The following is a 15,993-nucleotide window of genomic DNA, read 5'->3' as shown; positions in this document are numbered from 1 at the left end:
GACGCGTCGACTTCGTTAGTGGCCAGGACTTCGCTCATTCTGAGGGCCGGCGCGTAACAGCTTAGCCGGAGGCGCGGTCTCGCGTCACCGTCGCGTTGACGCCGTCCGCGACTAACCCAGACCGCTATGGGGCTATCTCCGGCTCCGCAAGCGGGACGCATCGCCCGGCCAACGGTTGGTCGGAGTGACCATGGAGCGACACACTCGCGACACGCGGCATGCGCGCCAAGGGTGCGCGCCCCACTTCGCCGTGGCGGTGTCGACACCCAGGTCCGTGACGACACCGACAACGATCATGCAGTAGGCAGCCGAATCTATCCGATCGGCGCCAAACGGAGCTTTGTTACATCGCGAACGCGGTCAGCCGGTCACGTGTCACCGGGCCGAGCCGGTCTGCAGGCAGGGGTTGGGAGCGTCCCAGGTATGCCCACCCACATGCTTCGGGTCGGGCGCGTTAGCAATCAACCAAGATCGGGCTCGACCTGCACCAAGACGTGACGGCGGATCAGCTTGCCGGTCTCGGTTCGGGGCAGCTCGGACTGGAAGATGATCTCGTCCGGCACCTTCGTTGGCTGCGACTTGGTAACCGCGAAGTCTCGCAACTCCGATTCTGTTGCGACGACGTCGTCGCGGAGGACGACCACCGCAATCATTCGCTGGTCGGAGCCAATCCCCGGAAGCCCGACGACAGCGACGTCAGCCACCGCGGGATGCTGGGCGAAGAGTGCCTCGACCTCTTCCGGTGCGACACTCTTCCCGGCCCGTACGATCGACTGGTCGCGGCGGCCAACTAGATACAGATATCCGTCCTCATCCACGAATCCATCGTCGCCGGTGTCGAAGAAGCCGCCAGCGTCCAGGAGTGGCGCGTTGCCGAGGTATTCGGCGGACACGTGGGGTCCTTTGACCCAGATTCTCCCTCGCTCGCCGGCCTCGAGCACGTTGTTCTTCTCGCCACGGATCTGGACGTAGGTCTCGGCCAAGGGCCGTCCAACTGATCCAAGCCGTGCTCGCACGAAGATGTCGCGCGAGAGCACTGCCTTTCGGTAGTCGGACTCAGTCAACCGCGTGATGGTCGAACTGGCCTCTGCGAGCCAGTACTCGTTCAAGAAGTTGAGGTGCGGCCAGGTCGACCGGGCCTTCTGCATCACGGATGCTGGCATCGGTGCACCCCCGTACTCAAGCGTCTTGAGTGAAGGGACCGCTTTGTCGGCCGCGCTCCTCGCCCTGTCACCACCGCTGACGATGAGAGCGAGGAGAGGAGGCACGACGAGTGCCCTGGTGATGCGCTCCTCGCGAGCGGTCTCAAGCCACAGGTCGGGCTCAAGCCGGTCGAGGAACACCGACCGTCGGCCTGCGTGAATGTTCCGGATCAGGTGAGTTACCGCAACCGGCTCCGACAAGGGGACCGCAACGAGCTCGGCTTCACCAGGCTCGACATCTTCGTCCAAGACCGCGTTCTTGGCATAGGTCGTCAGATGGGAATGGCGAAGAAGCACACCCTTCGGTGCCGACACCACGCCGGGTGTATAGACCACAACTGCCGGCGGATCACCGACAACGGGACGGGTATCCGACCGCTCCGCGTCGCGCGAGGTGTCAGAGGTGAGGGCCAGCCACTCGGCTCCGGAGAAGGTCCGGACCACCTTCGGCGATCGAAGGTCGCCACCGGAGTCACCGACCACGACGGCATGCTCACCGAGCGCCACGAGGTTGTCGACCGGTCCGTCCTGCGCCTGCGGGCTGGCGGGGTGGAGCGGCACACCGGCGTAGGCAGCAGCGAACAATGCGATCGCGAGGCCGACGCCGTCCGTGTTCGCGAAGATGACGCTCGTTGCGTCGGCCTCCACGATCACTTCAGCGCCGCGCAACGCTGCCATCTTCAGCTCATCGGCCGTGAGCCCGTCGGAGTTGCTTCCAATCAGGACGCGGTCGCCGAACGACTCGGCGGCTGTCTCGAGTAGCGCGGTCAGATGCATACTGATCCCTCCAGTCCGTTCGGCCGTTCCCAGGTTCGTCATTGCCCTACCTCGGCAGGCGCGGACGAACGGCGAAAGACCGCGAGAAATGCGGTGGCGCCGGCGAATCCACCAGCGGCCGCGGTGCCAACCCACCAGAGCCCAGATACATCGATGGACAAGGCACTGTCGATGGACCAATCGCCTGGTCCTGCTGCGGCGAGGGCAAGGGCAGCCACTGCCACCACCGCGACATACTCCGAGCCACCCTTGAAAACGAAGTAGCCCTTGCCTCGATGGTCTGTGAGCGCCGCAACCACCATGAGGCCTACGAACCCGAGCGCTGCGAAACCGGTCAAGAACCCGGTACTGATCAGTGCACCAGCTACAACCTCAGTTCCTGCCGCCATTCGAGCATGGAGTCTCCCCGGCCGCAGGCCGAGGCCTTCGAACCAAGCTGCCGTCCCCGACAGGCCGCCGTCCCCCAGCACCTTGTTCAGCCCATGCACGAGGAGCATCGGTCCAATGGACATACGCACCAGGAAGAGACCGAGATCGAGATCCACTGCAGACGATCCGAACGGCATAGCGCGGTCCTTTCAAACAATCGGCGAGATGTCGGGTTAGGGCCGGCGCTGCGCTCAGCGGCCCGGTTCGATGGCTATTCAGCTACCGCAGCGGGGGGCCAAGCGTGGTGGGGCCGGAGTACTCCTCTTGGAGGATCCGCTTGAGGATCTTCCCGGACATGTTGCGTGGCAGCGGCTCGTCGCGAATCACGACGTACCGAGGCAACTTGTAGTCGGCAAGGAAGGCGGCGCAGTATTCGCGGACCGCCGCGGGCTCCAGCGACCTGTTCGGCGCCGGGTGGACGATGGCCGCCGGCGTCTCACCCCAGATCTCATCGGCGACGCCAATCACGCTGCACTCGAGGACACCGTCGATGGTCGCCAGCACCTCTTCGATCTCGGCCGGGTACACGTTGATGCCGCCGGAAATGAGCATGTCCTTGACGCGGCCCACGACGTGGAGGAAGCCGGCGTCGGTGAGAAGGCCAAGGTCACCTGTCCGCAACCAGCCATCGACAAGAGTGGCTGACGTCGCGGCGGGGTCGTCCCAGTAGCCCAGCATGACCTCAGGTCCCCGGATCGCGATCTCGCCAACTTCGCCGACGGGAAGGTCGATGAGCTCTGCTTTGTGATGGTCGACGATCTTGATCTCGTTGAAGATCGTCGCGTGGCCTACAGATGCGGGGTCCTGCTGCGACTCGGTGAGACTCTGCCAGGTGCTGCAACTGGAGCCTTCGGTCAATCCGTATGAGTTCCGTACCGGGATTCCGCGGTCCCACATCTGACGCAGGAAGGACTCCGTGACGTTGGCTCCGCCAGTGAGACATGTGCGCAGCGACGTCAGGTTGTACTTGTCCAGCTCCGGATCGCGGATCATGCGCTCCAAGATCACCGGGACGGCGACGAAGTCGGTGATGGCGTGTCGATCGATCGCCTCGAGGCACCGTCGGGCATCGACTGCAGTGTCGAGGACGGTCACTCCGCCTCCGACATAGTTCACACCCCACAACATCACCAGCGTGCCGGTGAAAGAGAGCGGCGCAGGAAGGTAGAGACGTGCCTGCTGGCCGAGATCGTCGGCCAGGTTGCGGAAATTGGCTGTCGCCAAGACGTTGCCGTGTGTGAGCATCGCTCCCTTAGGCAGTCCCGTTGTGCCGCTCGTGTAGCAGATGTACGCCACGTCGGTTGTGTCGACGTGTACGTCCACATCGATGCTGTCTTCGGAGTACAGATCGGCGAGGTCCTCACCGAACCCGGGCTCCATGCCGATGCGGATCACGGGTTCGAGCGCGGCTGTGGTGGCGAGCGCATCTACCGCTTGTGCAGTTACTTCACTGAATGACCCGTGGCTGATCACCGCCTTACAGCCGGCATGCTCGAGGATGAAGCTGAGTTCGCTGGCGGTCAGGCGATGGTTGAGGGGGACCGTGACCGCACCGAGCTTGTAGCTGGCGATCACGATCTCGAGGTACTCGACACAGTTCGGCGCGATGAGTCCGATCCTGTCGCCCTTCTCGATCCCAAGCTGGCGCAGCCCGTTGCACAGGCGAGTGGTGCGGTCGTTCAGTTCGGCCCACGTCACCGTGGCGTCGCCGTGGATCAGCGCCTCGCGGTTCGGCATCGCTCGCGCCCAAAAGCGCACGAACTCGCCGAGGTTCTCGCCGGACATCAGTTTTCCGCCTTTGTGTAAGTGTCGGTCACCCGACGAAGGGCCTGGGGGGCTTGGATGCGTCAGGCTTGAGGAGCTCCCGTGCGATGAAGGCGCGGTGTACTTCGTTCGCTCCCTCGGTGATCCGGAACAGTCGCACGGTCCTCATCATGCGCTCGATCGGGTATCGGTTGGTGTAGCCGATACCGCCGAGGATCTGCAGTGCGCGGTCCAGGACCTCCCAGGCCATCTCGGTTCCCATGATCTTGACCATCGCGGACTCCACTCGGCCCCGTTCGCCGGCATCGAGCTTGCGTGCGGTGTCGTGGGTGACGGTGCGCACAGCGTTGAGCTGAATTGCTGAGTCGGCCAGCATGAATTGGATGGCCTGTCGGGATGCCAAGGGCTCTCCGAACGTGACGCGCTGGTTGGCGTAGTCGCTGGCGATCTCCAGGGCACGGCGGGCGGGACCGAGCATGCCGGCGCCGTAGTAGAGCGTGCGCAGCTTGCCGAACCACTGCTGGCCGAGGGCGAAACCACCGCCGATGGGTCCGAGTACGTCTTCGTCGGGCACAAAACAGTCGGTCAGTCGCATCCAGGACGCAACCTTGCCGGACATCGTCGCCGTCTCACCGTCGATGGACACCCCGGGGTTGTCACGGTCGACGATGAAGGCGGTGATTCCGCCGCGTGCCCTCTTGTCGGGATCGGTAAGCGCGAACACGACTCCGAAGCGGGCGAGGAAGAACTCACTCATCATGCCCTTGACGCCGTTGAGGACCCAGCCACCCTCCTGCCGGGTAGCGGTGGTGGTCATCATGCCGCCGGGGTCGGAACCGGCGGCAGGCTCGCTCATGGCGATAAAGAAGCCGCAGCCCTCCTCGGTGACCCGTCGCGCGTAGAGGTCGCGCTGGCGTTCGGTGCCGGCGGACAGGATGATCGCCGGCGGATTGCCACCGAAGATTCCGGCTCCGTAGTAGCCGCCGCTGACGCCGCTCACGGTCGTGCGCATCAGCTCCTCGTAGAGGACGGCGCTCTCGTACACATTGAGACCCTGCCCGCCGTACTCCTTCGGCGCCGTCAGACCCCAGAAACCACGAGCCCGCGATTCCTTCTGGAGCTGGGAGAGCAGTGGCTCCTCGGGCAAACCCTCGACGGGCAGGTCGGGCTCGAGCGGGACGAGTCGCTCGTCGACGAAGCTCTGGAGGTCCTGACGGCGCTCCTCGAGCTCGCCCGGCGTCACGATCGCGTCCCTGCGTCGGCGCGGTCGCTCTGTTCAGTCTGCACGTAAACCGTCTTTCCATCGGTGGAAGCGGCCGCGTCGGCGTAGAACTGCCGCTTCCATTTCGCGAATGTCTTGAAACCGGCGATCTCCTCGGCCACCAGGTGCGCCTGAGCCCCATGGCGGCGGTGCTGCCAGATCACCATGTCGTTCTCAACCTGCCGGCAGGCCATCTTGAAGCGAGCCTTCTGCTTGCCGGTCGGCTTGTCGGAATCAGCGTCTTCACGGGGCAGGATGACAGTCATCATCACGTCGCAGAGGCCTTCATCCACGGGGGTCTGCGCCTGGACGATGGTCGCGCCATCAGCAAACCGGGCAAAGATGAAGCCCAGACCCCAGTTTGTGAGCTCGGTGACGGTGTCGACGATCTCCCCGCCCTCGTCCGAGTACAGCTTCATCGGCATAGAGAACTTGACGTGGAATCGGTGGTCGACCGGATCGAGCTCGATGAGGGAACCGATCTCGGGCGTTTCGTGCACGAACTTGAAGTGGCTCATGTCCACGGTGTTCTCGGTGACGAAGTCGACCTGCATCGGCGTAGATTCGTAGCGCCTGGTCGTGTCATCGCTGACAGGGCAGAAGTCGACCTCGCCTGCGCCCGGCATCTGGCCGGCATCGGGTGCATCAAAGGTCGGTTCGCCGCCGTTCGGGCTGTACCACGCGACGATGAGAGAACTGCCGATTTCCTCGACGTGCCAGGAGCGCAGCTTGGCCACACGGCTGGTCCGCTCGCTGTAGGGAACGAGGGTGTTGCATCCCGCTTTGTCGAAGCGCCAGCCGTGGTATGGACAGGCGAGGTCCTCCCCCACAGTGCGGCCGCCGTGGCCGATGTGGGCGCCCATGTGCGGGCAGAAGGCGTCGAAGAGACCAATGCTTCCCGATTCGTAGCGGCAGAGGACGAGGTCCTGTCCGAACGCCCGCACCGGGCGAACCTCGCCGGGCGCGAGCTCATGTGACCAGCCGATCTGGAACCAGCCGGTAGGCAGAGCCGATGCAGGGTGTCGGGGTTGATTCATGGGGGATCCCCCTCCATTGGGTCGAGTCGGTCCCCGCTTCAACGCTCCAACCGGGGTTGCTCGCAGATTAATCCAACACCGATTGGATTGACAAGACACTCTCACTCTCGGCAGAGTCCGCGCCAGGCCCCAGCGGACATCGCGCGGCCGAGACGAGGTCGCATCGAGGCACTGAGGAGACGATCTTGATCGTGCACTTTCCTGTCGAGGCAGCACAGATCCTGTTGTTCGCCCGCGCGATTGGAGACGACGCAGCGGTGAACGCTTGGCGAGCCGGGTCTCAGGAGAGCGATCCTGGAGCCGTCGTCGCTCCACCGACGTTCGCATTGTCGTCTGCTCAGTTCGATCCCGACTTCGTCCTGCGCCCGAAGGACGGCTCCCCTTGGTTCGGTTCGGCAGACACGCCGAGCGGCAGGAGGGTCGAGGGCGCGGCCGGCCTTCATGCTGAGCAGCACTTCGAGTACGCGAGGCCGATTGTGGCCGGTGACGTCTTGGAGGTGTCGGAGCGTGAAGGCAGGACGTGGGAGAAGCGGTCGCGACGCGGTGGTCTCTTGAAGTTCAGTGAGCGCGTTGCCGAGTACCGCGATGCCCGCACGGGCTCGATCGTCGTCACCGCTAGGTCGGTCTGGGTTTTGCCCGAGTCAGCACCGACCACCTCACCCCGGCAGGAGCAGGAGAAGTGATGACGATGCCAGACGGGGTGTCCAAGGGCGACCAGCGAACGGAGGTTGTTCTTGACAGGCTGACGCGCAGCCGGCTGGTGATGTACGCCGGGGCATCGGGCGACTTCAACCCGATCCACACCGACGAGGTATATGCGACCCAGGCCGCCGGTCAGCCGACGGTTTTTGCGCACGGCATGCTGACCATGGCGACAGCGATGACCGTCATCACGAACTGGGTCGGCACAGCGCAGCTCACTCGGATTGGCGCCCGATTCGTCGATCTGGTGCGGCCGGGAGACACCGTCGAGGCCACTGCAACGGTCGAGGAAGTCCAGGCCGACGACGACGGCGCGCCCTTGGTCCAGTTCTCATTGACCGCGGTCAACCAGCACGGCGCCGAGGTAATGAACGGATACGCGACCGCCCGCTTCTAGCGCAGAAACGGCGTTCTTCGGCCGCGCCCAACGCCCCCTATCAAACAGCGATTGGTTTCTGTACAGTTCGCGCCATGGATCTTGGCCGAGTAGGTATTTGGACAGCAGTTTTCGAGGCACAGCCTGTGGCGCGGGCTCAGGCCGCGGCGCGCGAGCTGGAGCAGATGGGTTATCGCACCCTGTGGCTCAATGAGACAACGGGACGGGAACCGTTCGTCATGGCGGGCCTGGTTCTTTCAGCAACCGAGTCGCTCAACGTTGCGCTGGGCATCGCGAACATCTATGCACGCGACGCACTGACGACCAAGGCAGCGCAGTACACGCTGAGCGAAGCCTTCCCCGACAGGTTCCTGCTCGGCCTTGGCGTCAGCAGCCCTGCGCTCGTCGGAAAAGTTCGCGGTCACGACTATGCCAAGCCGCTCAGCTACATGACGAACTACCTGGAGGCGATCGACGAGGCGCCGTATCACTCGGTGCAGCCAGACGGTACGCCGCCGCGCGTCCTCGGTGCACTCGGCCCCAAGATGATCGAGCTTGCTGGAAGTCACGCAAACGGCGCGCATCCGTACCTGACCACCCCGGAACACACCCGATCTGCACGACAGATCCTCGGTCCGGAGCCGCTCCTGGCGCCTGAACAGATGGTGGTCCTGGAGACGGATCCCGTAGCGGCGCGCGCCATCGCGCGGACTGCCCTGAGCTACTACCTGCGCGCGCCGGGGTACCTCGGCAACCTTCGTCGCCTCGGCTTCGAGGACGCGGACTGGGCAGACCCCCGCGCCGCCTCGGACCGGCTCGTCGACGCCCTGGTCGCCTGGGGAAGCGTGGACCGGGCCGCCGAGCGAATCAACGAGCACTTCGACGCCGGCGCAAATCACGTTGCAGTCCAGGTGCTGCGCGGCGACACGACCGTACCTCTGAACGAGTGGCGCGAACTCGCGCAGGCCGTTCTCTGAGAAAGGACTTCGACATGTCAGGCAACCGCGCAGTGGTGTACGTCGCCCCCGGTCAGGTGGAGGTGCAGAACACCCCGTACCCGACGTTGGTACTGCAGGATGGCCCGGGGGTGCACCCCGCCAACGTGGGACGCAAGTGTGACCACGGTGTCATTCTCAAGGTGTTGTCCACCAACATCTGTGGCAGCGACCAGCACATGGTTCGGGGACGTACGACCGCCCCGTCGGGTTTGGTGCTCGGACACGAGATTCTGGGTGAGGTCATTGAGGTGGGCCGAGACGTTGAGTTCATCCGGGTCGGTGACGTCTGCAGCGTCCCGTTCAACATTGCGTGCGGCCGCTGCAGGAACTGCAAGGAGGGCAAGACCGGAATTTGCCTCAATGTGAACCCCGACCGGCCCGGGTCCGCCTACGGCTACGTCGACATGGGCGGCTGGGTCGGCGGCCAGGCCGAGTACGTGATGGTGCCATACGCTGACTGGAACCTCCTGAAGTTCCCGGACCGCGATGAGGCGCTGGAGAAGATCCTCGATCTCACCATGTTGTCCGACATCTTCCCGACCGGGTTCCACGGCGCCGTTAGCGCCGGCGTCCGTCCCGGATCGACGGTCTACATCGCGGGCGCTGGCCCGGTGGGCCTCGCCGCGGCGGTGGGTTCCCAGCTGCTCGGTGCTGCCGCAGTCATCGTGGCGGACCTGAACGCCGAACGACTCGAGCAGGCTCGCAGCTTCGGCTGCGAGACCGTCGACGTTACAAAGGGCGATCCTCGTGATCAGGTCGAGGACATCCTTGGTGTCGCGACGGTCGACGCGGGCATCGATGCCGTCGGTTTCGAGGCACGCGGCCACGGCTCGGCGCAGGCTCAGGAGGCACCGGCGACGGTATTGAACTCTCTGATGGAACTAACCGCCGCTGGCGGTTCCGTCGGCATTCCGGGCCTCTACGTGACCGGCGACCCGGGTGGTGTCGACGAGGCGGCGAAGGTGGGCGCCCTGTCGCTCGCCCTCGGCACGGGCTGGGCCAAGTCGCTGTCGTTCGCCACGGGCCAGTGCCCCGTCATGAAGTACAACCACTATCTGATGTCGGCAATCCTTCGAGATAAGGTGCAGATCGCGAAGGCTGTGGGCGCAACGGTCATCCCGCTGTCTGAGGCGCCTCAGGGTTATGCAGATTTCGACCAGGGCGCTGCGAAGAAGTACGTGCTCGACCCCCACGGGAGCATCTGAGCGATGACGAACGTGCACCCCGAGACCTACCGACACACCACCGATCCTGCGGCTATCGAAGACCTCCGGCGCCGGCTGCGGGCAACGCGCTGGCCGGACGCGCCCGAGGACGCTGGCTGGACGGCAGGAGTCGATCTCACCTACATGCGGGAACTTGTCCGCTACTGGGCCGAGGAGTTCGACTGGTTCGCACAGGAGCGGGAGCTGAACCGACTCTCTCGCTTTCGCGCGACGGTTGACGGTCTCGGGGTGCACTACATCCATGCACGCGCCGCGGATTCGACCCAGCAGGCTATCCCCCTCGTGCTCTGTCACGGCTGGCCCGACTCGTTCTGGCGCTACGCGAAGGTCATCTCTCTGCTGACCGATCCCGCAGCTCATGGAGGCGACCCTGCGGACGCCTTTGACGTCGTGGTGCCTGACATGCCGGGCCACGGCTACTCGGAGCGCCCACGCGGACGAGCGCTCGATTCCACGGACGTCGCCTCGTTGTGGAGCACGCTTATGACGGGGTTGGGCTACGACTCGTTCTTTGCGGCGGGCGGGGACAAAGGAAGCCTGGTCTGCCGCTACCTGGCGCTCGAGCACGCGGAGCAGGTGCATGCGGTCCATCGCACAGACGCGGGGCTGCCAGTGTTCGACGGAGATCGATCCGAGCTCAGCGACATCGAGCGAAACTTTTTGGACGGAGCGCTCGCCTGGGGCGCGACGGAGGGAGCTTATGGGCTCATGCACCGCACCAAGCCCCAGACGGCTGCGTTCGGCCTCCACGACTCCCCCGTCGGGTTGGCTGCCTGGATCGTCGAGAAGATGCAGTCGTGGAGTGACTGCGCCGGTGACATCGAGACGTCCTACACGAAGGACGAGATCCTCACCAACGTCACTATCTACTGGCTCACGGGAACTATCGGCTCGTCCATGCGGATGTACCGTGCAGATGCCGCAATCGCCCGCGAGAAGCAGCTTCGACGGGTCGAGGTGCCGTCGGGCTTCTCCATCTTCGCCGGCGACATCGTCCGGCCTCCCCGGGAGTGGCTCGAAAGGGTCGCGAACGTGGTCTATGCGACCGAGCCACCCCGCGGCGGCCACTTCGCCGCCTTCGAGGAGCCGGAACTGTACGCCGAGGAACTCCGGTCGTTCTTCCGCCCGTTCCGCCAAGCTGCTCATTGATGCCGCCAGTTGTCACCAATGGGTACGTGAGAGCGGCCTAGGATCGAGCAATGGCAGATCGGACGCGGCAGACACGGAAGCGTCGAGCCACAACCAGTCGGATCCAGGACGCAGCCCTGTCCTTGTTCGATGAGAAGGGCTACGACCAGACCACCCTCCAGGAGATCGCCGACCGAGCTGACGTAGCGCCGCGCACCCTTACGCACCACTTCCCTGCGAAGCACGACCTGGTTATTGGCGTCGACCTGTGGTCATTGGACCTGCTGCGTTCCGAGCTCGGCGAGACCGGCGATCCTTGGACTGTCTTCGACGCAGTGCGGCGCTGGTACTTGGACAGCATCCGCTCGGCGATCTCGGAAGGGGATGAGAAGGTCTTCTGGCGTCAACGACGTGTCCGAGCCAGCGTGATCCGTAGCAGCAAGATCCTGCAGGGCTACGCGACGGCCAGCTTCACCGAGTTCGAGGATCTCATTGCAGACCATCTCGCCCGAAGCGAAGAACTGACACGCGATCCTTTGGTGCCGCGGCTCGTCGCGGTCTCGATCATGGGCGGCCTCAGGGAGATCCACTTCTTTTCCGCGGAGTCTCTTGCTCAGGGGTCGTCGATAGAGGACATGCTCGACGCTGTGTTGGACTACGCCAGGTCCGGCATGGAGCGTTTCAGTCTGACTCGCCGAGACGGTTGAACCGGCTTCGGTGAAACACGATCGGCAACTCGTCCAGGATGTCGAGGTCGATGACCTGCATCATGACGATGGAGTGATCGCCGGCGGGGATCTCTTGCACCACGGTCACGTCGAGCCAAGCGCAGGACGAGTTGACGAAGACGGCTCCGTTGTCCCTGCGCGTTGTCTTCACGCCTTCGAACTTGTCACCGGACTTGCCCGCTAGAGCACGGGCGGCAGCGTCATGGGTCTGACCTAAGACGCTGATGCCGAGGTGTCGAGCTCGGCGCAGTTGAAGCCAAGTCGCTGATGAGTTCTGAATGCAGGCGGTGACTAGTGCCGGTGTGAGGGAGACACCGACGAAGGTGCTGGCCACCATGGCCACTGGTTGGCCTTCGAGTTCGGCACAGATAGCCACCACACCAGTGGGAAACTCCGCGAAGGCCCGGCGAAGAGAACCAGGGCTGAGGTTGACGAGGTCAGTTCTCATCGCTTTTCCGCCCTCCGGTCGCCGCCATGATGGCATCGCCCCAGCGGTCGACATAGGCAGAGATCGATGTGCTCGGCGCTTCGGACGACTGATCGATGTAGAGACCCGGGGCGGGCGCGACTGCTCCGAGTTCAACCAGAAGGGGCTTGAGCAGCAAATCCGCCGCCATCGCGTGCCGAGACTGCGCCCCCAACATGAGTGGAACAGCAACGACGCTCTCTAGCCCCGTTCCGTTGGGAAGGCGATCGAGGAAGAGCTTGAGCATCCCTGTGTAGGTCGCCTTGTAGGTCGGGCTGGCAAAGATCGCGAGGTCCGACCGGGTCACGATGTCAAGGGCGCTGGCTACGTCTTCGTCCTGCTCAGCGAGCAGCGTTGGGCCGAACAGTGCGAGGTCGAAGACACGTGCGTCGTCATGACCGGTGAGCGTCCGTGCCAAGAGTTGGGCTGCGCTGAGGGTTCGCGACGCGGGCTTTGGGTTGCCCACGACGATCGTCAGGTTCATGCTCCCTCCCGACTCTGCACGGGTCGGAGGAACACGAACGATCCGGGGGAACGAACGAGCAGATCCTGCTCGGCGGACCGCAGCACACCAGTGTCGGCTCCCTCGAGCACGACCAGCTCGTTCGAGTGCCAGTTCGCCACAAGAAGGCGCTTCCCCGATGGGTCGACAGCGATGGATCGTGGTGAGCTTCCACGACTGGGCACCGATGTCATGTCTCGGAGGTCGCCGCGTTCGTCAAGGTCGATGGTGGCGACGGAGTCGCTGCCGCGGACCCCGACAAAGAGGAAGCGTGCGTTGGTGTGCAGGCTCGTTTCGGCCGGCTTGACCTCGCTCGCGGTAGCGATCGGGTGCACAGCGAGGATCCGGTTTGGAACGTGGCGGGCAGCCTCGAGAACGTAGAGGTTGCCGTCCCCGACACCCACGACGTAGGCGCGCGCTCCGTGGGGGTGCAGCTCGACCTGCCGCGGAGCGCAACCTTTCGGAAACGTGATGACTTGCCTCGACTCGGGCTTGATGTTTCCTTGTCGGTCGAGGTCGTAGGAGACGACCTCGTCGCGCCCGAAGTCGGTCAAGATAAGGGACTGTCCGTCGGGGGTGACGACGAGGTGGTGGACCTTGGCGTCTCGGCCCTGCAAATCGTGGACGGCCGTCGGCGTCTCGAGTTGCCCGTCGTCGGCGATAGCAATAGTCGTCACGATCCCGTCCCCGAGGTGGCCGACGTACGCTTTGGTTCCGTTGGGATGGACGGCTGCCGTGATCGCCAGGGAACCGCCGGTCGCGACGGCCTGCATGCGCTCAAGTCGTCCTTGGTCGCGGCGCGTGAACGCAACTAGTCGGGCGGGGACCGCGAACTCGGCGGCGTAGAGGATCGGCAGCCGGGGATGGGGGACTAGGCATTGCGGACTGGCGAGGTCGCCGGAGACGGTGTCGTGATGAACGATGGATCCGTCGGCGTCGTCGTAGGCGAACCGTTCGATTCCGCGGGCGGGGATGGTGGTGTCCCCCTCGGGTCGGGGGTGGTACTGCCAGACGTCGGCGGTCAGTCCGCCGACGTAGAGGTCCCAGACGGGCATCGGGCTACTCCCCTCGGTGATGGCGCCGGCGTAGCCGCGGCTGCCGGATTGGGAGGGGGTCATCGCCGATGTCACCCGGGCTCAGCGTCTCTCCGGGGGCGACGATCCGGTCGATCGCGTCGAGCGTGTCGCTGTCCAGGACGGTGTCAGCCGCGCTCAGGTATGCGTCGAGCTGCTCGACGGTCCTGGGGCCGATGATCGCTGAAGTCACCGCCGGATGTTCGAGCACGAACCCGATCGCGAGTTGAACCAGGCTCAGCCCTGCAGCGTTGGCCAGGTCTTCGAGCTGGGCAACGGCCGCGGACTTGCGCTTGTTGACATCGAGTTCGGGGTCGTGCCGAAGGGCGTTGTTCCACCTCGTCCACTGGTCGCCGTTGTCCGACTGGCGATAGTGGCCGGAGAGCCAGCCACCCGCCAGGGGACTCCAGGCGAAGGTGCCAAGACCGTGGGCGCTGGCGGTTGGTAGCAGTTCGCGCTCGCCGTGTCGGACAAGGATGGAGTAGGGAGGCTGCTCTACGGTCGGGCGGACCCCTCGAGAACGCCCCAGCCACTGAGCCTCGACGATTTGGCTGGTCGGGAACGTGCTGGTCCCGTAGTAGAGGACCTTGCCTTCTCGGACGAGGTCGACCAAGGTATCGACGGTCTCCTCGAGTTCAGTGTCCTCGTCGGGGCGGTGGGCGTAATAGATGTCGAGATGGTCGGTCTGAAGCCGGCGCAGGGAGTCTTCGACCGCGCGTCGGATCCAACGGCGCGAGTTCCCTCGATGGTTCGGGTCCTTGTCGAGCGGGCGATTGAACTTCGACGCGAGCACGACGTCTTCACGGCGGCCGCTCACGGCGAGGGCAGCGCCGATGATGGACTCGGATTCAGTGGCCGAGTAGACGTCGGCGGTGTCGATGACGTTGATCCCGGCTTCCAGAGCACGATCGATCAGCTCGGCGCCGGCCGGTGCCGAGACCTTGCCGTAGGAGCCGAAATTCATGGTGCCGAGGGTGAGGGGACTGACTTTCACTCCGGTCCGTCCCAGGACTCTGTAGTCCATCATCGGGTCTGCCTCCTGCTCAGTCGCGTCATCGTCTGGTGGGCGTCCTCAGCCGGGACAAGGACGCCACGGTCGCGCAGCCTGGGGAGGAGCTCGTCGAAGACGGGATCGACGAGCTCGGACGCCTTGGGGAGCAGGATGATGAAGCCGTCAAGGGTCGGCAGGTCGGCCAGCCGTTGAATCTCGTCGGCAACGTGGTCAGCCGTACCGACGACGGTCCGGTGGCCGTTGTGGCGGGTCTGGGTTCGGACCAGTTCGGCCATAGTGAGGTCATAGCGATCCAGGATCTCGTAGATAGTGCTCGCACGACCGGGCCTGCGAGTGACCTGGTCGATCGGGGGGAGTCGGTGTCGAGGGACTCGGTCGTGTGGATCGATGTCCGAGAGGTCGACGCCGAGTACTTCCTCGATCTTGAGACGCTGGGTCTCATAGGTCTCACTTCCCCACAGGGTCTGCTCGTGCTCCCAGGCTTCCTCCGCGGTGGTGCCGATGATGGGTGCCAGTCCGGCGAGAACGGTCGGACGCGTCCCGTCTGGGCGGACCTGGGCAGCGGTCGTGGTCAGGGCGTCGGAGTATCGCTGCTGAAGATGGTCGAACTGGGCTGCGGTGAAGACTAGGTCGGCTGATCTGGCGGCGAGTTCGATCCCCTCCGGGGACTGGCCGGATTGGGCAACGAGGAGGTTGTCTTCGTGCGGCTTGATACTGAGGGGTCCGGCGATGTCGAAGTGCTTGCCGACGTGGTTGACAGGTTCTGGGGTTGACCTATCTGACCCCCAGCTCCCAATCAGCTTGTTGATGGCCTCGATGAACTCGCTTGCCCGGTGGTAGCGATCCTCCGGATTGGGGAGCTCAGAAAGGCCGAAGTTTGCCTCACCTCCGAACGAGGTCACCAGGTTGACGCCGATTCGCCCAGCTCCGATGTTCGCCAGCGAGGTCAGGGATCGTGCGACGTGGTAGGGGTGGCTGAACGTGGTCGACATCGTGATGATGACGCCGATACGTTCCACGGTCGCGAGCAGGGAGCCGGCCAAGGAGACGGGTTCGAATCTCGTGTGTGTCGAGAAGCTTGGGTCGTAGGCGAGTGAGTCAGCGAGGAAGAAGGCGTCGGCACCGGATTCTTCGACGCGTCGGGCGAGACCAAGCACGTCTTCGAAGGTGTCTCGTACCTCGGTGCCACCTGAGCGAGGTGGTGACGGCAAAACTGCGAACGCGGTTGAACTGCCCATTCTTCGACCTCTGCTCCCGCTAGGTGGCTACTCTCGAGCGCTATTTTGGCTAAGCTAGCAAAAATGCGGTCCTA

16 protein-coding genes are annotated in these 15,993 nt (G+C 64.3%); 6 read left to right on the top strand and 10 right to left on the bottom strand.

The window, feature by feature from the left end:
• Positions 1–461: 461 nt before the first annotated feature.
• The 5 genes from ACUP6Y_RS00615 to ACUP6Y_RS00595 form a co-directional block, all read right to left on the bottom strand.
• Positions 462–2,021 carry an ANL family adenylate-forming protein gene (locus tag ACUP6Y_RS00615; RefSeq protein WP_462553668.1) on the bottom strand — a complete coding sequence of 520 codons (1,560 nt, stop codon included), beginning with the start codon at positions 2,019–2,021 and terminating at the stop codon, positions 462–464.
• Positions 2,018–2,545 (bottom strand): DoxX family protein, encoded by a 528-nt coding sequence (locus ACUP6Y_RS00610; protein ID WP_462553667.1) that lies wholly within the window; start codon positions 2,543–2,545, stop codon positions 2,018–2,020. The genes ACUP6Y_RS00615 and ACUP6Y_RS00610 overlap by 4 nt, the downstream gene beginning before the upstream one ends.
• 82 nt (positions 2,546–2,627) lie before the next feature.
• Complete coding sequence (locus tag ACUP6Y_RS00605) at positions 2,628–4,193, bottom strand: class I adenylate-forming enzyme family protein (RefSeq protein WP_462553666.1); 1,566 nt, start codon at positions 4,191–4,193, stop codon at positions 2,628–2,630.
• 28 nt (positions 4,194–4,221) lie between these two features.
• Complete coding sequence (locus ACUP6Y_RS00600) at positions 4,222–5,415, bottom strand: acyl-CoA dehydrogenase family protein (protein WP_462553665.1); 1,194 nt, start codon at positions 5,413–5,415, stop codon at positions 4,222–4,224.
• Positions 5,412–6,470: a Rieske 2Fe-2S domain-containing protein gene (locus tag ACUP6Y_RS00595; protein WP_462553664.1), complete on the bottom strand. Its 1,059-nt coding sequence runs from the start codon at positions 6,468–6,470 to the stop codon at positions 5,412–5,414. The genes ACUP6Y_RS00600 and ACUP6Y_RS00595 overlap by 4 nt, the downstream gene beginning before the upstream one ends.
• A 191-nt stretch (positions 6,471–6,661) precedes the next feature.
• Between ACUP6Y_RS00595 and ACUP6Y_RS00590 the strand changes: the two genes are divergently transcribed.
• From ACUP6Y_RS00590 to ACUP6Y_RS00565, 6 genes are all read left to right on the top strand, one after another.
• Complete coding sequence (locus ACUP6Y_RS00590) at positions 6,662–7,153, top strand: FAS1-like dehydratase domain-containing protein (protein ID WP_462556827.1); 492 nt, start codon at positions 6,662–6,664, stop codon at positions 7,151–7,153.
• Positions 7,153–7,569 (top strand): MaoC family dehydratase, encoded by a 417-nt coding sequence (locus ACUP6Y_RS00585; RefSeq protein WP_462553662.1) that lies wholly within the window; start codon positions 7,153–7,155, stop codon positions 7,567–7,569. Before ACUP6Y_RS00590 ends, ACUP6Y_RS00585 begins: the two co-directional genes overlap by 1 nt.
• Before the next feature lie 74 nt (positions 7,570–7,643).
• Positions 7,644–8,525: a TIGR03620 family F420-dependent LLM class oxidoreductase gene (locus tag ACUP6Y_RS00580; RefSeq protein WP_462553661.1), complete on the top strand. Its 882-nt coding sequence runs from the start codon at positions 7,644–7,646 to the stop codon at positions 8,523–8,525.
• A 14-nt stretch (positions 8,526–8,539) separates the two neighbouring features.
• Positions 8,540–9,751 carry a formaldehyde dehydrogenase, glutathione-independent gene (gene fdhA / locus ACUP6Y_RS00575; protein WP_462553660.1) on the top strand — a complete coding sequence of 404 codons (1,212 nt, stop codon included), beginning with the start codon at positions 8,540–8,542 and terminating at the stop codon, positions 9,749–9,751.
• Between the two features lie 3 nt (positions 9,752–9,754).
• Positions 9,755–10,921 carry an epoxide hydrolase family protein gene (locus ACUP6Y_RS00570; protein ID WP_462553659.1) on the top strand — a complete coding sequence of 389 codons (1,167 nt, stop codon included), beginning with the start codon at positions 9,755–9,757 and terminating at the stop codon, positions 10,919–10,921.
• 50 nt (positions 10,922–10,971) lie between these two features.
• Positions 10,972–11,607, top strand: a complete 636-nt coding sequence (locus ACUP6Y_RS00565) for a TetR/AcrR family transcriptional regulator (RefSeq protein WP_462553658.1) — start codon at positions 10,972–10,974, stop codon at positions 11,605–11,607.
• Here the strand turns inward: ACUP6Y_RS00565 and ACUP6Y_RS00560 are convergent.
• Genes ACUP6Y_RS00560 through ACUP6Y_RS00540 form a run of 5 tightly spaced genes read right to left on the bottom strand, consistent with a single transcriptional unit; the run spans position 11,582 to position 15,919 of the window.
• A complete protein-coding gene (locus ACUP6Y_RS00560) occupies positions 11,582–12,076 on the bottom strand; it encodes a flavin reductase family protein (RefSeq protein WP_462553657.1) in 495 nt (164 codons plus the stop codon). The two genes, ACUP6Y_RS00565 and ACUP6Y_RS00560, sit on opposite strands and share 26 nt — an antisense overlap.
• The gene (locus ACUP6Y_RS00555; protein WP_462553656.1) at positions 12,066–12,578 is read right to left on the bottom strand and encodes an NADPH-dependent FMN reductase; all 513 of its coding nucleotides are present in this window, start codon (positions 12,576–12,578) and stop codon (positions 12,066–12,068) included. Before ACUP6Y_RS00555 ends, ACUP6Y_RS00560 begins: the two co-directional genes overlap by 11 nt.
• A complete protein-coding gene (locus tag ACUP6Y_RS00550) occupies positions 12,575–13,651 on the bottom strand; it encodes a lactonase family protein (protein ID WP_462553655.1) in 1,077 nt (358 codons plus the stop codon). Before ACUP6Y_RS00550 ends, ACUP6Y_RS00555 begins: the two co-directional genes overlap by 4 nt.
• Before the next feature lie 4 nt (positions 13,652–13,655).
• Positions 13,656–14,693 carry an aldo/keto reductase gene (locus ACUP6Y_RS00545; RefSeq protein WP_462556825.1) on the bottom strand — a complete coding sequence of 346 codons (1,038 nt, stop codon included), beginning with the start codon at positions 14,691–14,693 and terminating at the stop codon, positions 13,656–13,658.
• Positions 14,693–15,919 carry an LLM class flavin-dependent oxidoreductase gene (locus tag ACUP6Y_RS00540; protein ID WP_462553654.1) on the bottom strand — a complete coding sequence of 409 codons (1,227 nt, stop codon included), beginning with the start codon at positions 15,917–15,919 and terminating at the stop codon, positions 14,693–14,695. Before ACUP6Y_RS00540 ends, ACUP6Y_RS00545 begins: the two co-directional genes overlap by 1 nt.
• Between the last annotated feature and the right edge of the window lie 74 nt (positions 15,920–15,993).

Source organism: Nocardioides sp. S5-5, from assembly GCF_054954065.1.
Note: the sequence above shows the minus strand (reverse complement) of the source record. Positions and strands in the feature narration are given on the sequence as shown.